The sequence below is a fragment of the Nonomuraea sp. NPDC049784 genome, assembly GCF_040659615.1.
GTDB lineage: Bacteria > Actinomycetota > Actinomycetes > Streptosporangiales > Streptosporangiaceae > Nonomuraea.
In genome coordinates this window covers 1-17,531 of the sequence record NZ_JBFAMX010000190.1, presented here as the reverse complement: position 1 = coordinate 17,531, position 17,531 = coordinate 1, and the positions used below count along the sequence as shown (strand labels likewise).

Annotated in this window: 19 protein-coding genes and 1 pseudogene; 11 read left to right on the top strand and 9 right to left on the bottom strand. The window is 70.6% G+C overall.

Annotation, left to right across the window (positions count from 1 at the left end):
• Nucleotides 1-731, top strand: a pseudogene (locus AB0J09_RS31405) (sel1 repeat family protein); the annotation flags it as partial.
• Here AB0J09_RS31405 and AB0J09_RS31400 read toward each other — a convergent pair.
• Nucleotides 728-1,096, bottom strand: a complete 369-nt coding sequence (locus tag AB0J09_RS31400; RefSeq protein ID WP_360698825.1) for a VOC family protein — start codon at nt 1,094-1,096, stop codon at nt 728-730. The pseudogene AB0J09_RS31405 and the gene AB0J09_RS31400 sit on opposite strands and share 4 nt — an antisense overlap.
• Before the next feature lie 64 nt (nt 1,097-1,160).
• Here AB0J09_RS31400 and AB0J09_RS31395 point away from each other — a divergent pair, with 64 nt between their 5' ends.
• Both AB0J09_RS31395 and AB0J09_RS31390 read left to right on the top strand, forming a co-directional pair.
• Nucleotides 1,161-1,478, top strand: a complete 318-nt coding sequence (locus AB0J09_RS31395) for a helix-turn-helix transcriptional regulator (protein ID WP_360698823.1) — start codon at nt 1,161-1,163, stop codon at nt 1,476-1,478.
• Nucleotides 1,475-1,924 carry a VOC family protein gene (locus tag AB0J09_RS31390; RefSeq protein WP_360698821.1) on the top strand — a complete coding sequence of 150 codons (450 nt, stop codon included), beginning with the start codon at nt 1,475-1,477 and terminating at the stop codon, nt 1,922-1,924. Before AB0J09_RS31395 ends, AB0J09_RS31390 begins: the two co-directional genes overlap by 4 nt.
• Here the strand turns inward: AB0J09_RS31390 and ald are convergent.
• Both ald and AB0J09_RS31380 read right to left on the bottom strand, forming a co-directional pair.
• Nucleotides 1,921-3,030 (bottom strand): alanine dehydrogenase, encoded by a 1,110-nt coding sequence (gene ald, locus AB0J09_RS31385; protein WP_360698819.1) that lies wholly within the window; start codon nt 3,028-3,030, stop codon nt 1,921-1,923. The genes AB0J09_RS31390 and ald overlap by 4 nt on opposite strands.
• Before the next feature lie 49 nt (nt 3,031-3,079).
• Nucleotides 3,080-4,462, bottom strand: a complete 1,383-nt coding sequence (locus AB0J09_RS31380) for an aspartate aminotransferase family protein (protein ID WP_360698817.1) — start codon at nt 4,460-4,462, stop codon at nt 3,080-3,082.
• Between the two features lie 281 nt (nt 4,463-4,743).
• Here AB0J09_RS31380 and AB0J09_RS31375 point away from each other — a divergent pair, with 281 nt between their 5' ends.
• Complete coding sequence (locus tag AB0J09_RS31375; RefSeq protein ID WP_360698815.1) at nt 4,744-6,099, top strand: dipeptidase; 1,356 nt, start codon at nt 4,744-4,746, stop codon at nt 6,097-6,099.
• Between the two features lie 220 nt (nt 6,100-6,319).
• On the opposite strand, the gene AB0J09_RS31370 is transcribed toward AB0J09_RS31375, so the two are convergent.
• Complete coding sequence (locus tag AB0J09_RS31370) at nt 6,320-6,862, bottom strand: hypothetical protein (RefSeq protein ID WP_360698813.1); 543 nt, start codon at nt 6,860-6,862, stop codon at nt 6,320-6,322.
• Between the two features lie 238 nt (nt 6,863-7,100).
• Between AB0J09_RS31370 and AB0J09_RS31365 the strand changes: the two genes are divergently transcribed.
• Nucleotides 7,101-7,715, top strand: a complete 615-nt coding sequence (locus tag AB0J09_RS31365; protein WP_360698811.1) for an RNA polymerase sigma factor — start codon at nt 7,101-7,103, stop codon at nt 7,713-7,715.
• Between the two features lie 3 nt (nt 7,716-7,718).
• Nucleotides 7,719-8,633 carry a CU044_5270 family protein gene (locus tag AB0J09_RS31360; RefSeq protein ID WP_360698809.1) on the top strand — a complete coding sequence of 305 codons (915 nt, stop codon included), beginning with the start codon at nt 7,719-7,721 and terminating at the stop codon, nt 8,631-8,633.
• On the opposite strand, the gene AB0J09_RS31355 is transcribed toward AB0J09_RS31360, so the two are convergent.
• Nucleotides 8,621-9,160: a helix-turn-helix domain-containing protein gene (locus AB0J09_RS31355; RefSeq protein ID WP_360698807.1), complete on the bottom strand. Its 540-nt coding sequence runs from the start codon at nt 9,158-9,160 to the stop codon at nt 8,621-8,623. The two genes, AB0J09_RS31360 and AB0J09_RS31355, sit on opposite strands and share 13 nt — an antisense overlap.
• 87 nt (nt 9,161-9,247) lie before the next feature.
• On the opposite strand from AB0J09_RS31355, the gene AB0J09_RS31350 reads away from it, so the two are divergent.
• Nucleotides 9,248-9,643, top strand: a complete 396-nt coding sequence (locus AB0J09_RS31350; RefSeq protein WP_360698805.1) for an ester cyclase — start codon at nt 9,248-9,250, stop codon at nt 9,641-9,643.
• Here the strand turns inward: AB0J09_RS31350 and AB0J09_RS31345 are convergent.
• The 3 genes from AB0J09_RS31345 to AB0J09_RS31335 are packed head-to-tail and all read right to left on the bottom strand — an operon-like array spanning nt 9,637 to nt 11,010.
• Nucleotides 9,637-9,852 carry a hypothetical protein gene (locus AB0J09_RS31345; RefSeq protein WP_360698803.1) on the bottom strand — a complete coding sequence of 72 codons (216 nt, stop codon included), beginning with the start codon at nt 9,850-9,852 and terminating at the stop codon, nt 9,637-9,639. The genes AB0J09_RS31350 and AB0J09_RS31345 overlap by 7 nt on opposite strands.
• 20 nt (nt 9,853-9,872) lie before the next feature.
• On the bottom strand, nt 9,873-10,457 hold the full coding sequence (locus tag AB0J09_RS31340) for a helix-turn-helix domain-containing protein (RefSeq protein ID WP_360698802.1): 585 nt from the start codon (nt 10,455-10,457) through the stop codon (nt 9,873-9,875).
• A 52-nt stretch (nt 10,458-10,509) separates the two neighbouring features.
• A complete protein-coding gene (locus AB0J09_RS31335) occupies nt 10,510-11,010 on the bottom strand; it encodes a pyridoxamine 5'-phosphate oxidase family protein (RefSeq protein ID WP_360698800.1) in 501 nt (166 codons plus the stop codon).
• A 76-nt stretch (nt 11,011-11,086) separates the two neighbouring features.
• Between AB0J09_RS31335 and AB0J09_RS31330 the strand changes: the two genes are divergently transcribed.
• Nucleotides 11,087-11,737, top strand: a complete 651-nt coding sequence (locus AB0J09_RS31330) for an alpha/beta hydrolase (protein ID WP_360698798.1) — start codon at nt 11,087-11,089, stop codon at nt 11,735-11,737.
• On the opposite strand, the gene AB0J09_RS31325 is transcribed toward AB0J09_RS31330, so the two are convergent.
• Nucleotides 11,716-12,243 (bottom strand): cysteine dioxygenase family protein, encoded by a 528-nt coding sequence (locus AB0J09_RS31325; protein ID WP_360698796.1) that lies wholly within the window; start codon nt 12,241-12,243, stop codon nt 11,716-11,718. The genes AB0J09_RS31330 and AB0J09_RS31325 overlap by 22 nt on opposite strands.
• A gap of 110 nt (nt 12,244-12,353) precedes the next feature.
• Between AB0J09_RS31325 and AB0J09_RS31320 the strand changes: the two genes are divergently transcribed.
• The 3 genes from AB0J09_RS31320 to AB0J09_RS31310 all read left to right on the top strand — a co-directional run.
• Entirely contained in the window at nt 12,354-13,214 is an 861-nt protein-coding gene (locus tag AB0J09_RS31320) for a LysR family transcriptional regulator (RefSeq protein ID WP_360698794.1), read from the top strand.
• Between the two features lie 21 nt (nt 13,215-13,235).
• On the top strand, nt 13,236-13,862 hold the full coding sequence (locus AB0J09_RS31315) for a LysE family translocator (RefSeq protein ID WP_360698792.1): 627 nt from the start codon (nt 13,236-13,238) through the stop codon (nt 13,860-13,862).
• Nucleotides 13,863-13,947: 85 nt separating this feature from the next.
• On the top strand, nt 13,948-17,531 hold a 3,584-nt coding region (locus tag AB0J09_RS31310; RefSeq protein ID WP_360698791.1), incomplete at its 3' end, for a tetratricopeptide repeat protein.

Here is a 17,531-nt window from a genome sequence, read left to right as displayed (position 1 = left end):
CCGCCAAGAGCGAGCACCCGGGCGCCGCCTCCCAGCTCGGCTGCGTCGCGCTGTCCAGGGGCGACCTGCGTACGGCCCGCGGCTGGTTCGAGCAGGCGGCCGGGACAGGGCGGGTCTACGACCAGCGGATGGCCGGGTTCGTGTGCGTGGAGCTGGGCGACTGCGCGGCGGCCAGCCACTGGTTCGGCCGCGCGGCGGCGGGCGGGGACGCCGAGTCGGCCTTCAACTACGGCCTGCTGCTGATCGCCGAGTTCGGCGACATGGCGGGCGGGCAGCACTGGTTCAGGCAGGCGGCGCAGGCCGGACACCGCGGGGCCGCTGTCGAGCTGGGCGGGCTGCTGTCAGTGACAGGCGAGCTGGGCGAGGCAGAGACCTGGCTCTCCGACCCACCGCCGGCCGTCTGGGGAAGACACACCGAACCGGAGCTGGCTGCCAGGGCGGAGCTGGCCGCGGCCGCGACCGGGCGAAGGGGCGGCCTCTCACTGTCGGTGTCGGACCTGGCCGAGGTACTGGGCACGTGGGATCTGGTGACCAGGCCGCTGCACGACCATTCCGACGTGATCGGGTGGCTGGTGGAGCGGAGCGGGGTGCACCGGAGCGCGATCGAGCACCTGGCTTCGGTACGCGGCACGCTGCTGCGCCCCGGAAGCGCGCCGTGGCCCAGCCCCGGCGAGATCCAGTACGTCCTCGCCACGGCCCGCGACCTGCGACGGCTCCTGGGCGTGCGTTAGCGCTGCCCCAGGTGGAACAGGTGGCCCTCGTCGTCCTTGAAGACCGCCGACCAGCCCCACGGCTCCTGCTTGGGCGCCCGGGTGAACTCGACGCCGCGCGCCGTGAGCTCCTCGTACGTCTCGACTATGTCGTCAGCCTGGAAGAGCACGTAGTTGGGCAGATCCTTGGCCAGCGTGGGCCAGCTGGGGTCGGCCTTGTAGATGACCAGCCCGGGGCCTCCAGTGGGCGGAGTCACCTCGATCCAGCGGTCCTCGCCGTACGGTAGGTCAGTGGTGACCGTGAAGCCCATCTTGTCCGTCCAGAAGTCGACCGCTTTCTGCTGGTCTTCGACGTAGATGGTGACCTGGCTGATGCCGAGCGCCATTGCCCCTCCTTCGTGAAGTTATATCCAAAATGGATATAACCACTGTGGTGCTATCGTGTCAATCATGCTCACGACCGCCGGTTTCCACGTGCTTCTGGCGCTGGCCAGCGGTTCCGGGCACGGTTACGCGGTGATGCGGTTCGTCGAGGAGGTCAGCGGCGGCGCGGTCAAACTGGGCCCCGGCACGCTCTACCGGACCATCAACCGCCTTGAGGCCGACGGCCTGGTCGAGGAGACAGACGAGGGAGATCCGGCGGCGCCGCACGACGCCAGGCGGCGCTACTACAAGCTGACCCCGCAGGGCGAGCGGGTGGCGCGGGAGGAGGCCGAGCTGATGGCCCGCCTGGTGACCGCGGCTAGAGAGGCAGGATTGATCGCATGACATCGCTACGCCCGCAGGGGCTGTGCCCGCACCTGTTCGTGCGCGACGCGGAGGCGGCGATCGCCTTCTACCGCGAGGGCCTGGGCGCAGTAGAGGTGTTCCGCAACACGCTGTCCGACGGAGCGATCCTCTTCGTGGAGCTGCAGCTCGGGGCCGGACGGCTCCTGGTGAGCGAGGAAATGCCCGGCCTGGGCGCGCTGGCGCCGCCGACGCTGGGCGGCAGCCCGGTGCTGATCCTGCTGGAGGTGGCGGACCCCGACACCGTCGCCGAGCAGGCGGTCGAGGCCGGGGCCGAGATCGAGCAGCCGGTGCGGGAGATGTTCTGGGGCGAGCGGTACGGCGTGCTGCGCGATCCCTTCGGTCACCGCTGGGCGGTGACCACGGCCAGGGAGCAGCTGACGCCCGGCGAGATCGTGCAGGGCACGACGTACCGCCCGGAAGGTTAGACGACCTCGGCGACCGGGGTGAACGGCAGGCCGAGCGCCTCGGCGACCGGCTGGTTGGTCAGCTTGCCGTCGTAGGTGTTGAGCCCGCCCGCGAGGCCCGCGTCGCTCTTGAGCGCGTCGCGCCAGCCCAGGTTGGCCAGCTTGACCGCGTACGGGAGGGTCGCGTTCGTCAGGGCGTACGTGGAGGTGTTGGCCACGGAGCCCGGCATGTTGGCCACGCAGTAGAAGACCGACTCGTGCACCTTGTACGTCGGCTCGGCGTGCGTGGTCGGACGCGAGTCCTCGAAGCAGCCGCCCTGGTCGATGGCGATGTCGACGAGCACGGAGCCCGGCTTCATGCGCGAGACCAGGTCGTTGGAGACCAGCGTCGGGGCCTTGGCGCCGGGGATCAGCACCGCGCCGATGACCAGGTCGGCCTGCAGGACCTCCTGCTCGATCGCGTACGACGTGGAGACCAGCGTCTTGAGCCGGCCCTGGTAGATGGCGTCGATGTGGCGCAGGCGGTCGATGTTGAGGTCGAGCACGGTCACGTCCGCGCCCATGCCGACGGCGATCTGCGCGGCGTTCAGCCCCGAGACGCCGCCGCCGATGACGACCACCTTCGCCGGCGCCACGCCGGGCACACCGCCGGGCAGAACGCCGCGGCCGCCGTTGAAGCGCATCATGTTGTACGCGCCCACCTGCGGCGCGAGGCGACCCGCGACCTCGGACATGGGGGCGAGCAGCGGCAGCGCGTTGCCGACCTGGACGGTCTCGTACGCGATGCCGGTCGTCTTGGCGCCGAGCAGCGCGTCGGTGCAGGGGCGGGAGGCGGCCAGGTGCAGGTACGTGAACAGCACCAGCCCCTCACGAAGCCGGTGGTACTCCTCGGCGATCGGCTCCTTCACCTTGAGCACCATGTCCGCCTCGCCCCACACGGCGTCGGCGCTGTCGAGGAGCTTCGCGCCCGCCGAGAGGTACTCCTCGTCCGGGATGGACGAGCCGAGCCCGGCGCCTCGCTGGACGAGGACGTCGTGGCCGTTGCGCACCAGCTCATGAACTCCGGCAGGCGTGGCGGCGACGCGATATTCGTGGTTCTTGACCTCGGCAGGAACGCCGATCTTCATGGTTTGATCCTTTCGCGAACCGGCACGCCGTCGTACCGGGATTACGGTGTTATAGGCGCGCCCATGCTTGGGTGAGCACGTCACGGAGAATCGATCCGATCTCGGCGAACTCCTCCGGACCCGCGATCAGCGGGGGCGAGAGCTGGATGACGGGATCTCCGCGGTCGTCGGCGCGGCAGTACAGGCCCGCGTCGAACAGCGCCTTGGACAGGAAGCCACGCAGGAGCCGCTCCGACTCCTCGGCGTTGAACGTCTCCTTGGTGGCTTTGTCCTTGACCAGCTCGATGCCCCAGAAGTAGCCGGAGCCGCGCACGTCACCGACGATGGGCAGGTCGCGCAGGCCGTCGAGGGTCTGCTTGAACAGCGGCTCGTTCCTGGTGACGTGACCGAGCAGGTCCTCACGTTCGAAGATATCAAGGTTGGCCAGTGCAACAGCCGCAGAGACGGGGTGGCCCCCGAACGTGTAGCCGTGGGCGAACATGGTGTCGCCGTTCTTGAACGGCTCGAACAGCCGCTCATGCGCAATCATCGCGCCGATGGGCGAGTAGCCGCTGGTCAGGCCCTTGGCGCACGTGATGATGTCAGGCACGTAGTCGAACTTCTGGCCGCCGAACATCGTGCCCAGCCGGCCGAAGGCGCAGATGACCTCGTCGGAGACGAGCAGCACGTCGTACTCGTCGCAGATCTCGCGCAGGCGCTGCCAGTAGCCGGGAGGAGGCGGGAAGCAGCCGCCGGCGTTCTGCACGGGCTCGGCGAAGACGGCGGCCACCGTGTCGGGGCCCTCCATCTCGATGGCGCGGGCCACGCGCTCGGCCGCCCAGAAGCCGTACTCCTCGGGGGTCATACCCTGCACGCCGGTGATCTCGTCGGCGCGGTAGTGGTTGGTGTTGGGGACCCTGATCGAGCCGGGCACCAGCGGCTCGAACATCTGCTTGAACGCGGGGATGCCGGTGATCGACAGCGCGCCCTGCGGCGTGCCGTGGTAGGCGATCTGGCGGCTGATGACCTTGTGCTTGAGGGGCTTGCCGACGAGCTTGTAGTACTGCTTGGCGAGCTTCCAGGCGGTCTCGACCGCCTCGCCGCCGCCGGTGGTGAAGAAGACGCGGTTCAGGTCGCCGGGGGCGTAGGAGGCCAGGCGCTGGGCCAGCTCGGCAGCCTTGGGGTGGGCGTAGGACCACAGCGGGAAGAACGCCAACTCCTGGGCCTGCTTGGCGGCAGCCTCGGCCAGTTCGTGGCGTCCATGGCCGACCTGGACCACGAAGAGCCCGGCCAGACCGTCGAGGTAGCGCTTGCCGTGGATGTCGTAGATGTAGGACCCCTCACCGCGCACGATGGTGGGGATCTCGGACTGCTGGTAGGCGCTGTGCCTGGTGAAGTGCAACCACAGGTTGTCCTGCGCGGCCTTCAGGACGTCGTTTTCCGGCTGCGTCATGGTTATCTTCCCTTGTGTCTGAACTTCCCACAGTCTGCATGCTCACCTGCGGATTTGCCAAGCGAATCGGTCGCAGCACTATGCAAGAAAATCGAGATCCGCAGAACCGCTTTGTAACGGCGACGAAATCCGCATGTACATTGGCGCGCGGGTCAGACTCGTTGCCGCACCTGGGACGTTCTGTGATCCAATGAGAGCAACGCGTCTATACCGGCCCGCACCGGCTGAGACCTGTTGATGTTGACAACCACCGACTATGAATGACCCCGGGGGACCCTTCCGTGACTCCTGAGCAGATCAAGAGCGCTGTCGCCGCGGCGATGCCCCAATCCGTCGAGGACCTCAAGCGGCTCGCCGCCATACCCTCCGTGGCCTTCCCCGGGCACCCGGAGGAGCCGGTGTACGCCGCCGCCGCGATGACGGAGGAACTGCTGCGCTCCGCGGGCCTGCCGCGCGTCCAGCAGGTGCCCGTCGAGGGCAGCTTCCCGGCGGTCTTCGGCGAGGCCCCGGCGCCGCCCGGCGCTCCCACCGTCCTGTTGTACGCGCACTACGACGTGCAACCGGCGGGCGACACGGCCGCGTGGCGCACCCCGCCGTTCGAGCCGACCTTGATCGACGGCCGCCTGTACGGGCGGGGCTGCGCGGACGACAAGTCAGGCGTCATCTCCCACGTCACCGCCCTGCGCGCCTTCCAGGGCCGGTTCCCGGTAGGCATCAAGGTCATCATCGAAGGCCAGGAGGAGTACGCGGGCGAGCGCCTGGAGGCGTTCGTCGAGCGCCACCCCGACCTGCTGCGGGCTGACGCCATCGTGGTGGCCGACTGCGGCAACCCGCGCGTCGGCGACCCGGCGGTCACGACGTCGCTGCGCGGCATGGCGGCGTTCACCATCGAGGTCCGCACGCTGAAGGAGGCGGTGCACAGCGGCTCGTTCGGCGGCGCCGCCCCCGACGCGCTGGCCGCCCTGATGCGCATGCTGACCTCGCTGCACGACGACAACGGCGACATCCGCGTGCCCGGGCTGCCGCGCGGTTCGTTCCTGGGCCAGGGGCCGTCGGAGGAGGAGTTCAGGAAGACGGCCGGCGTCCTGGACGGGGTCTCCCTGGTGGGCTCGGGCTCGCTGGCGGACCGGCTCTGGTCGTCGTACGCGATCACCGTGACGGGCCTGGACGTGCCGACGGTCTCCGGAGCGGTGAACGCCGTCCAGCCTGCCGCGCGGGCACGCGTGACCGTCCGCGTCCCTCCGGTGGGCGACCCGAAGACCACGGTGAACGCGGTGGTGGAGTTCCTGCGCCAGGTGGCGCCGTGGGGGGTCCAGGTGTCGTTCGGGGACTTCACGGTGGGCTCGGGCTTCCAGGCGGACTCGGGCGGCAAGGCCCGGGCGGCGCTGAACCGCGCCATGGAGTGGGCCTTCGGCCGCCCGCCCCGCGACGTGGGCGCGGGGGGCTCGATTCCGCTGGTGAACACGCTGCTGAAGCAGTTCCCCGCGGCGGAGATCCTGCTGTTCGGGGCGGAGGACGAGGACGCCGCCATTCACGCGCCGAACGAGCGGGTGGACCTGGAGGAGCTACAGCGCGTGGCGACGACCGAGGCCCTGTTCCTCCACGAAATCAGCCTCCCCTCGGCGCTGGGGGTTTAGTAGGTTGCGCAGGCCCACCCACCGTTGCCCTCATGGGTGGTGTGTAGGTGGGCCGAAGCTCACCTGCTGCCAGATCCGTCGGGCCCGGCCCTCAGGGCATCACCTCCGCCGAACCGTTCGCCCCGGTTAGAGCCGTGGCCAGGAACGGACGAGAGCCGACATCGTCGATCCACTCTTGGGCGTCGGCGTCGAGATATCGTGCACGTCTTGGCCGATCGGATCATTCAGGGGCGAGCTGCAACACCGCGGATTCACCGTTGGCGGCCACTGCCGTGATGCTCAGGCCGTTCTCGGTGGCCGTGCTGTCGGTGCCCAGGACGACCTTGAACCTGTTTCCCGAGCTGGAGGAATTGCAGCTGGTGCCGGTGCAGAATCCGCGCTGTGAGTATCCGAGATAGCGCCCGGCAACGGTGACGGTGTCGAACTCGACCGATTGCACCCGTACCGAAGCGACCCCCAGGCGGCGTGGCACAGAGATGTTCGACCCCGCGCTTACCCGCACCTCACACCGTCCGTCGGCGCAGGCGGCGAGATCGGTGCCGTCCGCGGCCGCCGGCAGGCCGGACGAGCTCGAATGCTCGCCCCGCGACGAGGTGTCCGGTGTGGCGTCGCCTTCGGTGTCGTCCGCGGTCGCCGGCAGATCGGACGGGCTCGGAGACTCGCTCCGCGACGCGGCGTCCGGCGAGACGTCGCCACCCGCCGCGCACCCGGCCAGAACCAATGTTCCACCCGCCACCACCGCCGCGACCAGCCGGTGCAGCATGCCTATCCCGTGCGAGACGCCGGGCCTCCGCTCGCCGGTGGTTGTTCCTGGCTTGTCCACGTGCCTGCACTCCTCGTCTGCGACTGCACCCAGCGTAACGAGTCAGCCACCTACAGTGTGCGGAGGGTGACCGGCTCGGCGTCAACTTGACGTGCCGAAGGCGCAAGATTCTTGGAACCGCCGGAGCCGCCCGCGGCAATTACTCGTGTCATGACAAGAGACACCCGAGAGGCAACAGATGCGACACGAGAGCCGGGCGGGCGCGTTGCCGCGGCCCGACGTCCCCGAGACGGGCGGCGGGGGCGCGGCGGTCGCGCCATCCCGGCATGAGTCCGAGCGATTCGCCACCCTGTTCACACTCCACGCCCCCGAGCTCAAGCGGTACGTCGTCCGCCGCCTGGGCCTGGATCCGGCGGACGACATCGTGGCCGAGACGTTCGCGGTGGCGCTGCAGCGGCTGGAGTCGTACGACGTGCACCGGGGCGACGAGCGCTCGTGGTTGTACGGCATCGCCACCAACCTCATCGGGCGGCACCGTCGCCGCGAGATCGGCCTCTACAAGGCACTGAGCCGCACAGGGGCCGACTCGGTGATCGAGCCGTTCACGGACGAGGTCGAGCAGCGGGTGACCGCGGACGGGGCGAGCAGACGGCTGGCGAAGGCGCTGTCCGGACTCTCCCAGAAACACCGGGACACGTTGCTGCTGGTGGCGTGGACGGAGTTGACGTACGAGGAGGCCGCGGTGGCGCTCGGCGTGCCGGTGGGGACCGTGCGGTCGCGGGTCAACCGGGCTCGGAGCAGATTACACAGGGCGCTCGGTGGCATCGATCCAACCGCCACGGAAGAGGGGTAGCAAATGGTGAACGAGATCGAGTTGCTCAGGAAGATGCGGGACGAGGTGCCCTTGCAAACCGATCTGGCGGGGGTGGAGCGCAGGCTGGCCGAGATCAGGACGGGATCACGTGTACGTCGCCCGCGGCGGGCGTACCGGCTGCGGGTGGGGCTGGCGCTGGCGGGGGCCGGGGCACTGGCCGTCGCAGCGGTCGCCGCGATCCAGGGCCGGGACGGCGAGCCGCCGCGCGCCCACACCTTGGCGGTGAAGGCACGCAGCGCGGCGGCGGTACTGGAGAGTGCGGCGCTGGTCGCCGTCCGGGGCAAGGCCGTCGAGATCCGGCCGGACCAGTGGTTCTACATCAAGGAGACACAGCACCTGGCCCATGAGATGCCGGCGTTCGAGCACTGGAGCAAGATGGACGGGACCCAGGACGCGGTACGGGTCAAGGGCAAACTCCGGGTCGGCGAGGCCGAGAAGGGGCCCACGCACGTCGGGCAGACGCAGAAGGAGATCGAGAGCCTGCCGGCCGATCCCGGCGCGTTGCTGCGGCACTTCCGCGATCTCAAGCAGGAGCGGTTCCCGCTGTCGATCTGCCAGCCCAACTGCCCGCCGGAGATCGCGGACAGCGTCAGGGTGTTCGGGGCGATCGGGTGGTACATGAAGTACGGGCCCATGATCCCGCCGGACACGGTCGCGGCGATGTACCGGGCGCTGGCGAGGATCCCGGGCGTGACGGTCGAGGAGAACGTCACGGACGGGGACGGGCGCACCGGGATCGGTGTCATGCTCGACGCCGGGGATTCGGGCAAGGCGTACTACATCCTCGATCCCGGCGACTACCACTACCTCGGGATGAAGATCGTGGACGATGGTCAGACCGTGTCCATGTCCGTGCTCGGCTCCGGGATCGTGGACGAGCCGGGTCAGGTGCCGTAATCGATCAGGCTCAGCAGGCGGTCGGCCTGTGCGCGGTCCGAGGCGGCCAGGGCGACGCCCCTGACCAGGGTCAGCAGGTCGCGCACGTCGAGGTCGGCGCGGACGGCGCCCGCCTGCTTGGCCGCGTCCAGCAGGGCCGAGGCGGTGGCGAGCATGGACGCGTGCCACTCCGCCACCAACGCGGAGCTGCCTTCGTCGTCGGTGACCGCCAGGGCCAGGCCCCGCTTCGTGGTGATGTGGTCCATGAAGAGCCGCAGCCATTCATTCAGCGCCTCGCCGGGTGACTCGGCGGTCAGCAGGGTCTGGCCGCTCGCGCACAGGTGGGCGACCTCGTCGGCGTAGACGGCGACCAGCAGGTCTGTACGGGTGGGGAAATGCCGGTACATGGTGGCGTTCCCGACCCCGGCGCGGCGGGCCACGTCGTCGAGCGGCGCGTCGGTGCCGCGTTCGGCGAAGACCTGCGCGGCCGCGGCCAGCAGTTGGTCATAGTTGCGCTGCGCGTCCGCCCTGCGAGGCCTCTGTCCCATCGGTCTCCTTGCTAAGTGGGGAGTTCCCCGGCTAGTCTAGCCGCGCACATAAACGGGGAACTCCCCACTTAACGGCAGGAGGGCGGCATGATGACGGCCGGCGAAGTGCACAGGCGCATCATCGAGCTGTACGAGGCCAGGCGGATGGACGAGGGGCTGGCGCTCATCGACCCCGACGTGATCGACCACCGGGGCGGCACGGACGGCGACCACCACGGCCTGGCAGCGTGGAAGGACAAGTGGGAGCGGGCCTTCTCCGGCGAGACGGGCTTTCACGACGCGTCCGTCACGGTGGAGCAGAACATCTCCACCGACGACCTGTCGGCCAACGTCTACCTCAGCCGCGGCACGCACACGGCCTCGGGCCGCCGGTACGAGGTGCGGAGCATCGACATGATCCGCGTACGGGACGGCAGGATCGTCGAGCACTGGGCCGTCATGGACACCACGGCCATGCGCCATCAGCTCGGCCTGGATCAGTAATGCCGGTGCACCAGCCGGAGGCCCGTCTCCACCAGGGCCCAGCCCAGGCGCGTCTCCAAGGCGCGGACGACCGAGCCGGACGGCGACCGGGACGCACGGTGCCGCTCCACACCGGCGTTCAGCCGAAGCGCTCGGGCTCGCCGCTCCGCCTCGGCGCGCAGCTCGCGGGCTCGCGTCCGCTCGACGTACAGGTATAAGTCCGGATACATCACACTCACCTCACAGGAAGTCAGGTACGGAACGGGAAGCCGTACGTGTGCACGGCGACGTTCTCGCGCCCCTCGGTGTCACCCGACTCGCGAGCGGCCTGCCCGTGCGCCCGCCACTTCCCGACGACCTCGTTGATCTCGTCGCCGAGCTGACGCACCTCCTTGGCGGTGAGTGAGAGCAGGAATTCCGAGGTGAAGGTCGCGTCGCGCCAGCCGGCCGGCCAGGCGGACTGGGCATCGAGGTAGCTCTCGTACATCTCGCTCATTTGGCGGGCGTGCATGCGGGACAGCGCGGCGTGGACGGCGGCGCTCTCGGGGGCGTCGCGAAAGTCCTCATCCCTGGTGCTGATGGCGGCGTCCGCGCGCCGCCACCAGCGCTCCCGGGCATCGCCGCCCGCCTCCGCCTCCTCGATGAGGCCGTGCGCGGCCAGCTTGCGCAGGTGGTAGCTGACCAGCGAGACGGCCTCGCCCACCTGGTCGGCGAGCTGCGAGGCGGTCGCCGTGCCCGCCACATAGACGGCGCGATAGAGCTTCATGCGCAGCGGGTGGCCCAACGCCTTGAGCGTGTCGAGGTCCTTGATGCGGCGGGTCTTCTCGGTGGCCATAGAACCACCATAGAAGCGAAAGAAAATTTGCGCAATAAAATTTGCGGGTGTGTTAGAAGCGCCAGCGGGTCTGGCTGAACTCACCCTTGCGGAAACCCAGCACCTTCGACGGCGCCACCTCGAACACCAGGGCCTCCCCGTGCGCGCTGTTCACGAACACGCCGTCGCCGACCTCGAAGTGCCACTCCGGCCCGTACTTGGTCTCCCAGGCGTCGGCCAGCCGCTTGAGCCTGCCCGGGTCCGTGACCCGTTCGGCGACCCCCTCCACCACCAGGTCCAGCCCGCCGCTCATCGAGCTGGCGCCGGTCGTGAGGGCGCAGTTCCGGTTGGATTCGAGGTTCCTGGCCTTCTGTTCCTCCGCTCCCGTCGTGAAGCAGAGCGCGTCGTCCTGCCAGACGGCTATCAGCGTCGTGACGTGCGGGCGGCCGTCGGCGCGCACGGTGCTCAGCCAGTACGTCTCAGCGCGTTCGAGCTGGTCGCGGGCCTCGGCCCAGGGCGTGGCCGTGGCGTTCTCGGCGCTGAAGCGGGCGTCCAGTTCAGTGGTGGGTTCCATGTCGCTCCTCGGTTCGGCTCCCATACGTACGGACTTGCCCGGGTGCGGAAACTCATCGCCGGACTAGGGTGAGGGCATGGCGACGTTCGCACTGATCCATGGGGGCGGTGGGTCCGCCTGGGACTGGCACCTGCTGGAGCCCGAGTTACGCGACCGCGGGCACGACGTGGTGGCGGTGAGCCTGCCGGTCGAGGACGAGTCCGCCGGCCTGTTCGACTACGCGGACTCCGTGGTCGAGGCTGTCGGGGACCGTCGCGACCTGGTCGTGGTGGCGCATTCGTGGGGCGGCTTCGTCGGGCCGCTGGTCTGCGCCCGAATGCCGGCCGACCTCCTGGTGCTGGTGACGGCCATGATCCCGGCCCCGGGCGAGCCGCCGAGCGACTGGTGGGCCGACACCGGGTTCGACTCGAAGGACATGTCCGACCCGATCGGCCTCTTTCTCCACGACGTGCCCAGGGACGTAGCCGAGGAGTCGCTGACGAGGTCGCGGAACCACGCGGACAAGGCCATGGCGGAGCCGTGGCCACTGGACGCCTGGCCGGACGTGCCGACGAGGTTCCTGCTGTGCAGGGATGACCGGTTCTTCACACCGGACTTCATGCGCGGTGTCGTACGCGACCGGCTCGGCATCACGCCCGACGAGATCGACGGCAGTCACGCGCCCATGCTGGCCCGGCCGAAGGAACTGGCCGACCGCTTGGAGAGCTACCTCACCGGCAGGTCGTAGACGCGGCGTACGCTGCTGCCCAGCTTGGCCACATCCGCCCCGTACACGTGAATCGACAGCCCCACCTCGTCGCTGGTGTTGCGGACCTTGTGGATGTCCCCGGGCGGCGCGAACCCGCTGACCTCGCCGGGCCGGTTGGCGGCCCGCCCGATCTCCACCAAATGGTCGCCCATGTCACGGTAGAGGGTCTCGTACTCGATACCGCTGATGATGCCGAACGTGCACCACGACACGTGGTCGTGGATCGGCGTCTCCTGGCCGGGGCGCCACACGACGCTCACGATGGAGAAGTCCTCCTGGCTGTAGAGGGGGCGGGAGACGTACCCGTCGGGCGAGCCCTCGCGCTCACGTGGCGTGAGGATGTCGAGCCCGGGGAGCCGGGCTCGGAGCAGGTCGGCGACGGCGAACGCGGTCTCGCCGAGCCCGAGCCTGCGGGCCACGATTTCGGAAATGCCAGACACGAGTTCATCGAGCCCGGGTCTGACGGCGGTGACGACCGCATCCATGGTATCCCCCTAGGGAAAGCCGATAATCTTCCTTCCCCTTCCACGGTGCTACACCTCGACCGATAGGTCCAACAGAACTTCTCTGGCCAACCCATAGATACGATTGATGAATGCTGGATGTAGTGCGCCTACGTGTCCTCGTCGCGGTCGCCCGCACGGGCTCGCTGACCGCCGCCGCCAAAGAGCTTCACTACTCGCAGCCCTCGGTCAGCCACCACCTCGCCCGGCTGGAGGCGGAGACGGGGGCCCGGCTCGTCCAGCGCGTCGGGCGCGGCATCAGGCTCACGGAGGCGGGCCGGCTGCTCGCCGAGCGGGCCGCGGAGATCATCGGACGGCTCGACGCCACCGCCGAGGAGCTCGCCGCGCACGTGGGGCTGCGTTCAGGGCGTGTCAGGCTGGCCGCCTTCCCCTCGGCGCTGGGCACGTTCATCCCGAAGGCGGCCGGGCTGCTGTCCGGCGCGCACCCTGGGCTGCGCCTGCAGCTGACCGAGATCGAGCCGCCGGAGGCGCTCAGGCTGCTGCGGTCCGGGCGAGTGGACGTGGCCGTGATCTTCCGATACGACGACACCGCGCCCGAGGACAACGGCATCCGCATGATCCACCTCCTAGACGACCCCAGCTACCTGGTGTCCAGCGGCCCGCCGGGCGAGCTGGCCGACCACGCGGAGTCGTCCTGGATCGCGGGGTGTGATCGGTGCAGGAGCCATCTGCTGGACATTTGCGACAAGGCTGGGTTCGCGCCGCGGATCTCGTTCACCAGCGACGACATCGTGGCCGTCCAGGCTCTGGTGGCGGCCGGTCTCGGCCTGACCATGCTGCCCGGGCTCGCGCTACAGGCCCACCAACACCCGGACGTGCAGGTGGTGGAGGTGCCCGGCTCGACCAGGCACGTGTACGCCGCGGTCTACGGTGAGCCGCCCCACCCGCCGCCCACGGAGGCGTTGCTGGCGGCGCTGCGGGAAAGCCTTTGACGCCGCTTCTACGATGGCCCCATGCCTGACATCTCGACACTTGCCCTCTTCTGCGTGGCCACCCTCGGCCTGCTCGTGGACCCCGGGCCGGCGGTCCTCTACATCGTCACCCGGAGCGTCTCCCAGGGCCGCGGCGCGGGCCTGATCTCCGTGCTCGGGGTGCACACGGGCTCGCTGGTCCACATCGCGGCCGCGGCGCTGGGCATCAGCGCGCTGCTGGCGGCCTCGGCGACGGCGTTCACCATCGTGAAGTACGTGGGCGTGGCGTACCTGCTCTGGCTCGGCGTACGCAAGCTGATGCGACGGGGCGAGGACGAGGGACCCGTGCAGTTGCCGGTGCAGTCGAAGAGGCGGCTGTTCTGGGAGGGGTTCGTGGTGAATGTGCTCAATCCCAAGACCGCCATCTTCTTCCTCGCCTTCCTCCCCCAGTTCACCAAACCGGACCTTGCGCCGGTCGGACCGCAGATCCTGCTGCTCGGGGTGCTGTGGCTGCTGCTCGGGATGGCCTCCGACGGCACGTACGCGATGCTCTCGTCGGCGCTGGCCGGTCGGGTACGCGGGTCGGTCCGTGCGCGCCGGCGTCTTGACGTGGGGAGTGGGCTCGTTTACCTGGGGCTGGCGGCCTGGCTCACGACCGAGAAGGCATGACAAGCCGGGAAATTTCCCGGCCATAGTGCGATAGTGAGATCGGATCGGGGACGGCACGTCGGGACGTAGCGCATAGGCGGACCCTATGGACACGCCACAGAACCGCCTCGGGCTCGAACGGGTCGTCGAGGTCTACTCAGGTCACGACGACCTCGTCGGCGCGACCGGCTCGGGATATGCGATCGGCGCTGATCTGGTGCTGACCTCCGGGCTGGTGGCGGTTCCCGGCACCCCCTGTCAGGTGCGTACGCCTGGGTCGGGGTGGTGGGCCGAGGCCGAGCCGGTGTGGCGCGGGCGCGGCGGGGCGGGCGCGGTGCTGCTGCGGGTGGCCGGGGCGCCGTGGGACGGCGTTCCCGGCATCGAACACGTCCGCTGGGCCAGGGTGGCGGACACCTCAAGCCCTCGGTGGGCAGCGGGCGGCGGGTCAGGGCAGGAGCGCTTCAGGGTGCGCTGCGCGGCCCGAGGGTTTCCGCGAGCGGAGCGGCGGGGCGGGTTCCGGGGCGTGGAGACGGTGTCCGGCCTGGTCGACGCCTCCACGGGCGCGGTGTCGAAGGTCCTCGAGGTCAGCGTGCTGAGCCCGGGATCCGACGCGCTCTGGCCAGGCTTGCCGGGCGCCGCCCTGCTGGCCGAGCCCGCCGGGCAGATCATCGGCGTGATCACGGCCGGGTACGCCCCGAACCGCCTGGGCGCCGTGCCCGTGACCGCGCTGCTGAGCGACGAACGGTTCCGCGAGCTGGCAGGCGTGGCTCCCGGCGGGCTGGAGACCGTGGCGGAGGGCGAGCCCTCGGCCATGCTCGCCGACCTCCTGACCCCCGCCCGCGACGAACCGCCCCAGGACTGTCCGGACTGGGCGCTCCTGATGGCGCGTCACGCGATGGTGCCGTTCCTGGGGAGGGACGAGGAGCTGGCGCACCTGCGAGCCTGGGCCGCCGAGCCGGCCGCCCTGTCGATCGCGATCCTGACCGGCCGGAGCGGCACGGGCAAGACGAGGCTGGCGAGCGAGCTCTGCGTGGAGCTGGCCGCAGCGGGATGGGACACGGGCTTCCTTCCGCTGGACTCCGCCGGCGCCCCACTGACGAGCCGGACCCTGAACGCGTTACTCCCGACCCTGCTCGTGGTGGACGGTCCGGAGCCGTCCCCGCCCCTGGTGGGCGAGCTGGTACGGCACCTGGCCAAGCACGGGCGCAATCCCCGGGTACGGCTCCTGCTGCTGGCCCGCGAGCCCGGTGAGGCGGAGTGGTGGCGGCGGCTCGACACGGCGGCCGGTGGCTGGCTGAGGCGGCTCAACACCACGGCCGTCCAGCTCAACACCCGTCCGCTCACCCTGCAGGAACGCACGGAGCACGCGCTCGCGGCCATGAAGGCGTTCGCCCCCAGCCGGGCCGCCCTGCCCGCCCCGCCCCGGCTCGACGATCCGGAGTACGGCCTCCCGCTCCACGTCCACCTGGCGGCCCTGCTGCGGCTGTGCGACGGCGACGAGGCAGAGCGGGCAGCCCCTTCGCGCAACGGGTCGGAAGCCGACACTGAGCCGATGCGGCTGCGAGGTGGCGGGCTGTTCAGCCGGTTCCTGGCGCGGGAGAGCGGCCAGTGGGCACGGGTGTGGCCGGCGGGGGAAGAGCGCGTGGACGCCGTGACGGCGCGGCAGGCCGTGGCGGTGCTCACACTCACCGCTCCCACGCCCGCCGAGCTGCCCGGCCTGCTGACGGCCGTTCCGGGACTGCGTGGTCGCGGGCCGGAGAGGCTCCACGGGACCACCATGAACGTGGCGCGCTGGCTGGGCGCGGTCTTCCAGAGCGGCCCGCTCGGCCCGGATCTGGTGGCCGAGCAGCTCCTGGCCGAGACGGACGGCCTGGACGCACTCGTCCTCGCCATCCATGATCACGAGACTCGCACGGCCGGGCACCTCGTGCGCCTGCTTGACGTCCTGCGGCGGTCCGCCCACGGGGAGCGGGTCAGGGCGACGCTACGCGCGCTGATCGGGTCCAGGATCGGCGAGCTCGTCGCGGAGGCCGCGGCCAACCCCGCCACCCGGCTCGGCGACATGCTCAACGCCGCCCTGGCGCTGTTCCCCGCCGACCGGGCGCTCGCCGCGTCCGCTTCCGCCCTGCTGACCCGGACCACCTCGGCCGCCGAGCCGCCGGCCCGGGCGTGGCCAGGAGGCACCGGTTCCGCCGCTGAGCCATCGGCACCAGGCGATGCGCCATCGAGCTGGGCGGGTAGCGCGTCGTCGCCACCGGGGGCGGCCCGTGACGCGTCGCCGGCGCGATGGGGCGGTGGCCCGTCCTCGGTGCGGTGGGGTGTGTCGCCGGTGCGGCGTGGTGCGGGACTCGGGTTGCGGGCGTTGGACGTCACGCTTGGTGAGCTGGCCGTGCGGCATCGCCGGGCGACCGGTGAGCGGATGCCGCTGGCGGGGGCGTTGTCCTGGCTGTCAGGCCGGCTGACAGCCGTGGGGAGGGCGGGCGAGGCGGTCGTGGCGGCGGCGGAGGCCGTTGAGATCTACGCGGCCGCTCCGCCGTACGAGGCGGCGGCCGGGCGGGCGGACGCGCTGTTCAACCTGGGCGCGTGCCTGCTGCTGGCGGGCGAGCCCGGTTCCGCGCTCAAGCCGGCGCAGGAGGCGGCGGCCAGGTTCCGCATCCTGGCCGAGGAGGACCCTGGGTATGCGGGGGAGGCCGCGCGGGCGCATCACAACGTCGCGTGCGCGCTGCTGGAGGTCGGGCAGCTGGGCGAGGCCGTGGAGGCGTTCGAGGCGGCGGGCAGCGAGGCCGGCTTCGCGGCGAACCTGGCAGCGCTCACCGCCGCCGCACAGCGCCGAGCACGCCCGGACTCGACCACCACGCCGACGGTCCGCTCCGCGACGGCGGGTCAGCCACCGGTGGTCCGTTCCGCAACAGCCGGCCAGACGTCGGCGGCGCGTTCCGGGCTGGTGGAGCAGCCGCCGGTCGCAGCCGTCCCAGGTCCGGGGCCGTTGATGCCGTTCGAGGAGGCAGATGCCGCCGCACTTCCCGAGTTGGGCGGCTGCATCGCCGTCGCCGTCACCGCCGCCGTCAAGGACGTGGCTCCGACGGACAGGGACCTGGCCTACCGGCTCCGCCTCCTGGCCGCCTGGCTGGACGAGCACGGCAGGCCGGCCGACGCCGTGGTCCCCGCCTCGGAGGCCGTCGTACGGCTGCGCGGCCTCGCCGTCCAGGAGCCCGGCCTGCGGTTGATGCTTGCCGAAGCCGCCGGACTGCTGGCCGGGCTCCACGCCCGGCTGGAGGACCTGGACGCCGCCGTGCGGTCCGCCGCCGAGGCCGTACGCAACCTGCGTGCTCTGGTCGCCCTGGAGCCCGACGAGCACCGCCATGCCCTGACCGGGCAACTGCTCCGGCTGGGCGAGCTGCTGCTGGTCGACGACCGGCCCGAGGAGGCGCTGAGGCCGTTGCAGGAGGCCGCGAGCGTGGCGGCCGAAAGGCGCACGGCCACGCAAGCCGAACGGCACACGGCGGCGCAGGCCGAGGCCAGGCGGCTGCTCGGCCTCTGCCTGGACGAGCTCGGCCGACCGGCCGACAGCCGGGCGCAGCTGGAGCTCGCCGCCGAGCTGTACGACGTGCTGGGCGCCGAGGACGGCCGCTACCTGCGGCACGCGTCCGAGGTGCGGGCGAGGGCGGCCAGGCTGGAGACGGCGGCCGA

Excerpts from the sequence above, each read along its gene's own strand:
- AB0J09_RS31355 (WP_360698807.1), bottom strand. The coding sequence starts at position 9,160 with ATGGGACAGAGGCCTCGCAGGGCGGACGCGCAGCGCAACTATGACCAA.
- AB0J09_RS31395 (WP_360698823.1), top strand. The coding sequence starts at position 1,161 with ATGCTCACGACCGCCGGTTTCCACGTGCTTCTGGCGCTGGCCAGCGGT.
- AB0J09_RS31315 (WP_360698792.1), top strand. The coding sequence starts at position 13,236 with ATGCCTGACATCTCGACACTTGCCCTCTTCTGCGTGGCCACCCTCGGC.
- AB0J09_RS31320 (WP_360698794.1), top strand. The coding sequence starts at position 12,354 with ATGCTGGATGTAGTGCGCCTACGTGTCCTCGTCGCGGTCGCCCGCACG.
- AB0J09_RS31370 (WP_360698813.1), bottom strand. The coding sequence starts at position 6,862 with ATGCTGCACCGGCTGGTCGCGGCGGTGGTGGCGGGTGGAACATTGGTT.
- ald (WP_360698819.1), bottom strand. The coding sequence starts at position 3,030 with ATGAAGATCGGCGTTCCTGCCGAGGTCAAGAACCACGAATATCGCGTC.
- AB0J09_RS31350 (WP_360698805.1), top strand. The coding sequence starts at position 9,248 with ATGATGACGGCCGGCGAAGTGCACAGGCGCATCATCGAGCTGTACGAG.
- AB0J09_RS31390 (WP_360698821.1), top strand. The coding sequence starts at position 1,475 with ATGACATCGCTACGCCCGCAGGGGCTGTGCCCGCACCTGTTCGTGCGC.
- AB0J09_RS31380 (WP_360698817.1), bottom strand. The coding sequence starts at position 4,462 with ATGACGCAGCCGGAAAACGACGTCCTGAAGGCCGCGCAGGACAACCTG.
- AB0J09_RS31365 (WP_360698811.1), top strand. The coding sequence starts at position 7,101 with ATGCGACACGAGAGCCGGGCGGGCGCGTTGCCGCGGCCCGACGTCCCC.
- AB0J09_RS31400 (WP_360698825.1), bottom strand. The coding sequence starts at position 1,096 with ATGGCGCTCGGCATCAGCCAGGTCACCATCTACGTCGAAGACCAGCAG.
- AB0J09_RS31345 (WP_360698803.1), bottom strand. The coding sequence starts at position 9,852 with ATGTATCCGGACTTATACCTGTACGTCGAGCGGACGCGAGCCCGCGAG.
- AB0J09_RS31360 (WP_360698809.1), top strand. The coding sequence starts at position 7,719 with ATGGTGAACGAGATCGAGTTGCTCAGGAAGATGCGGGACGAGGTGCCC.
- AB0J09_RS31325 (WP_360698796.1), bottom strand. The coding sequence starts at position 12,243 with ATGGATGCGGTCGTCACCGCCGTCAGACCCGGGCTCGATGAACTCGTG.
- AB0J09_RS31330 (WP_360698798.1), top strand. The coding sequence starts at position 11,087 with ATGGCGACGTTCGCACTGATCCATGGGGGCGGTGGGTCCGCCTGGGAC.
- AB0J09_RS31340 (WP_360698802.1), bottom strand. The coding sequence starts at position 10,457 with ATGGCCACCGAGAAGACCCGCCGCATCAAGGACCTCGACACGCTCAAG.
- AB0J09_RS31335 (WP_360698800.1), bottom strand. The coding sequence starts at position 11,010 with ATGGAACCCACCACTGAACTGGACGCCCGCTTCAGCGCCGAGAACGCC.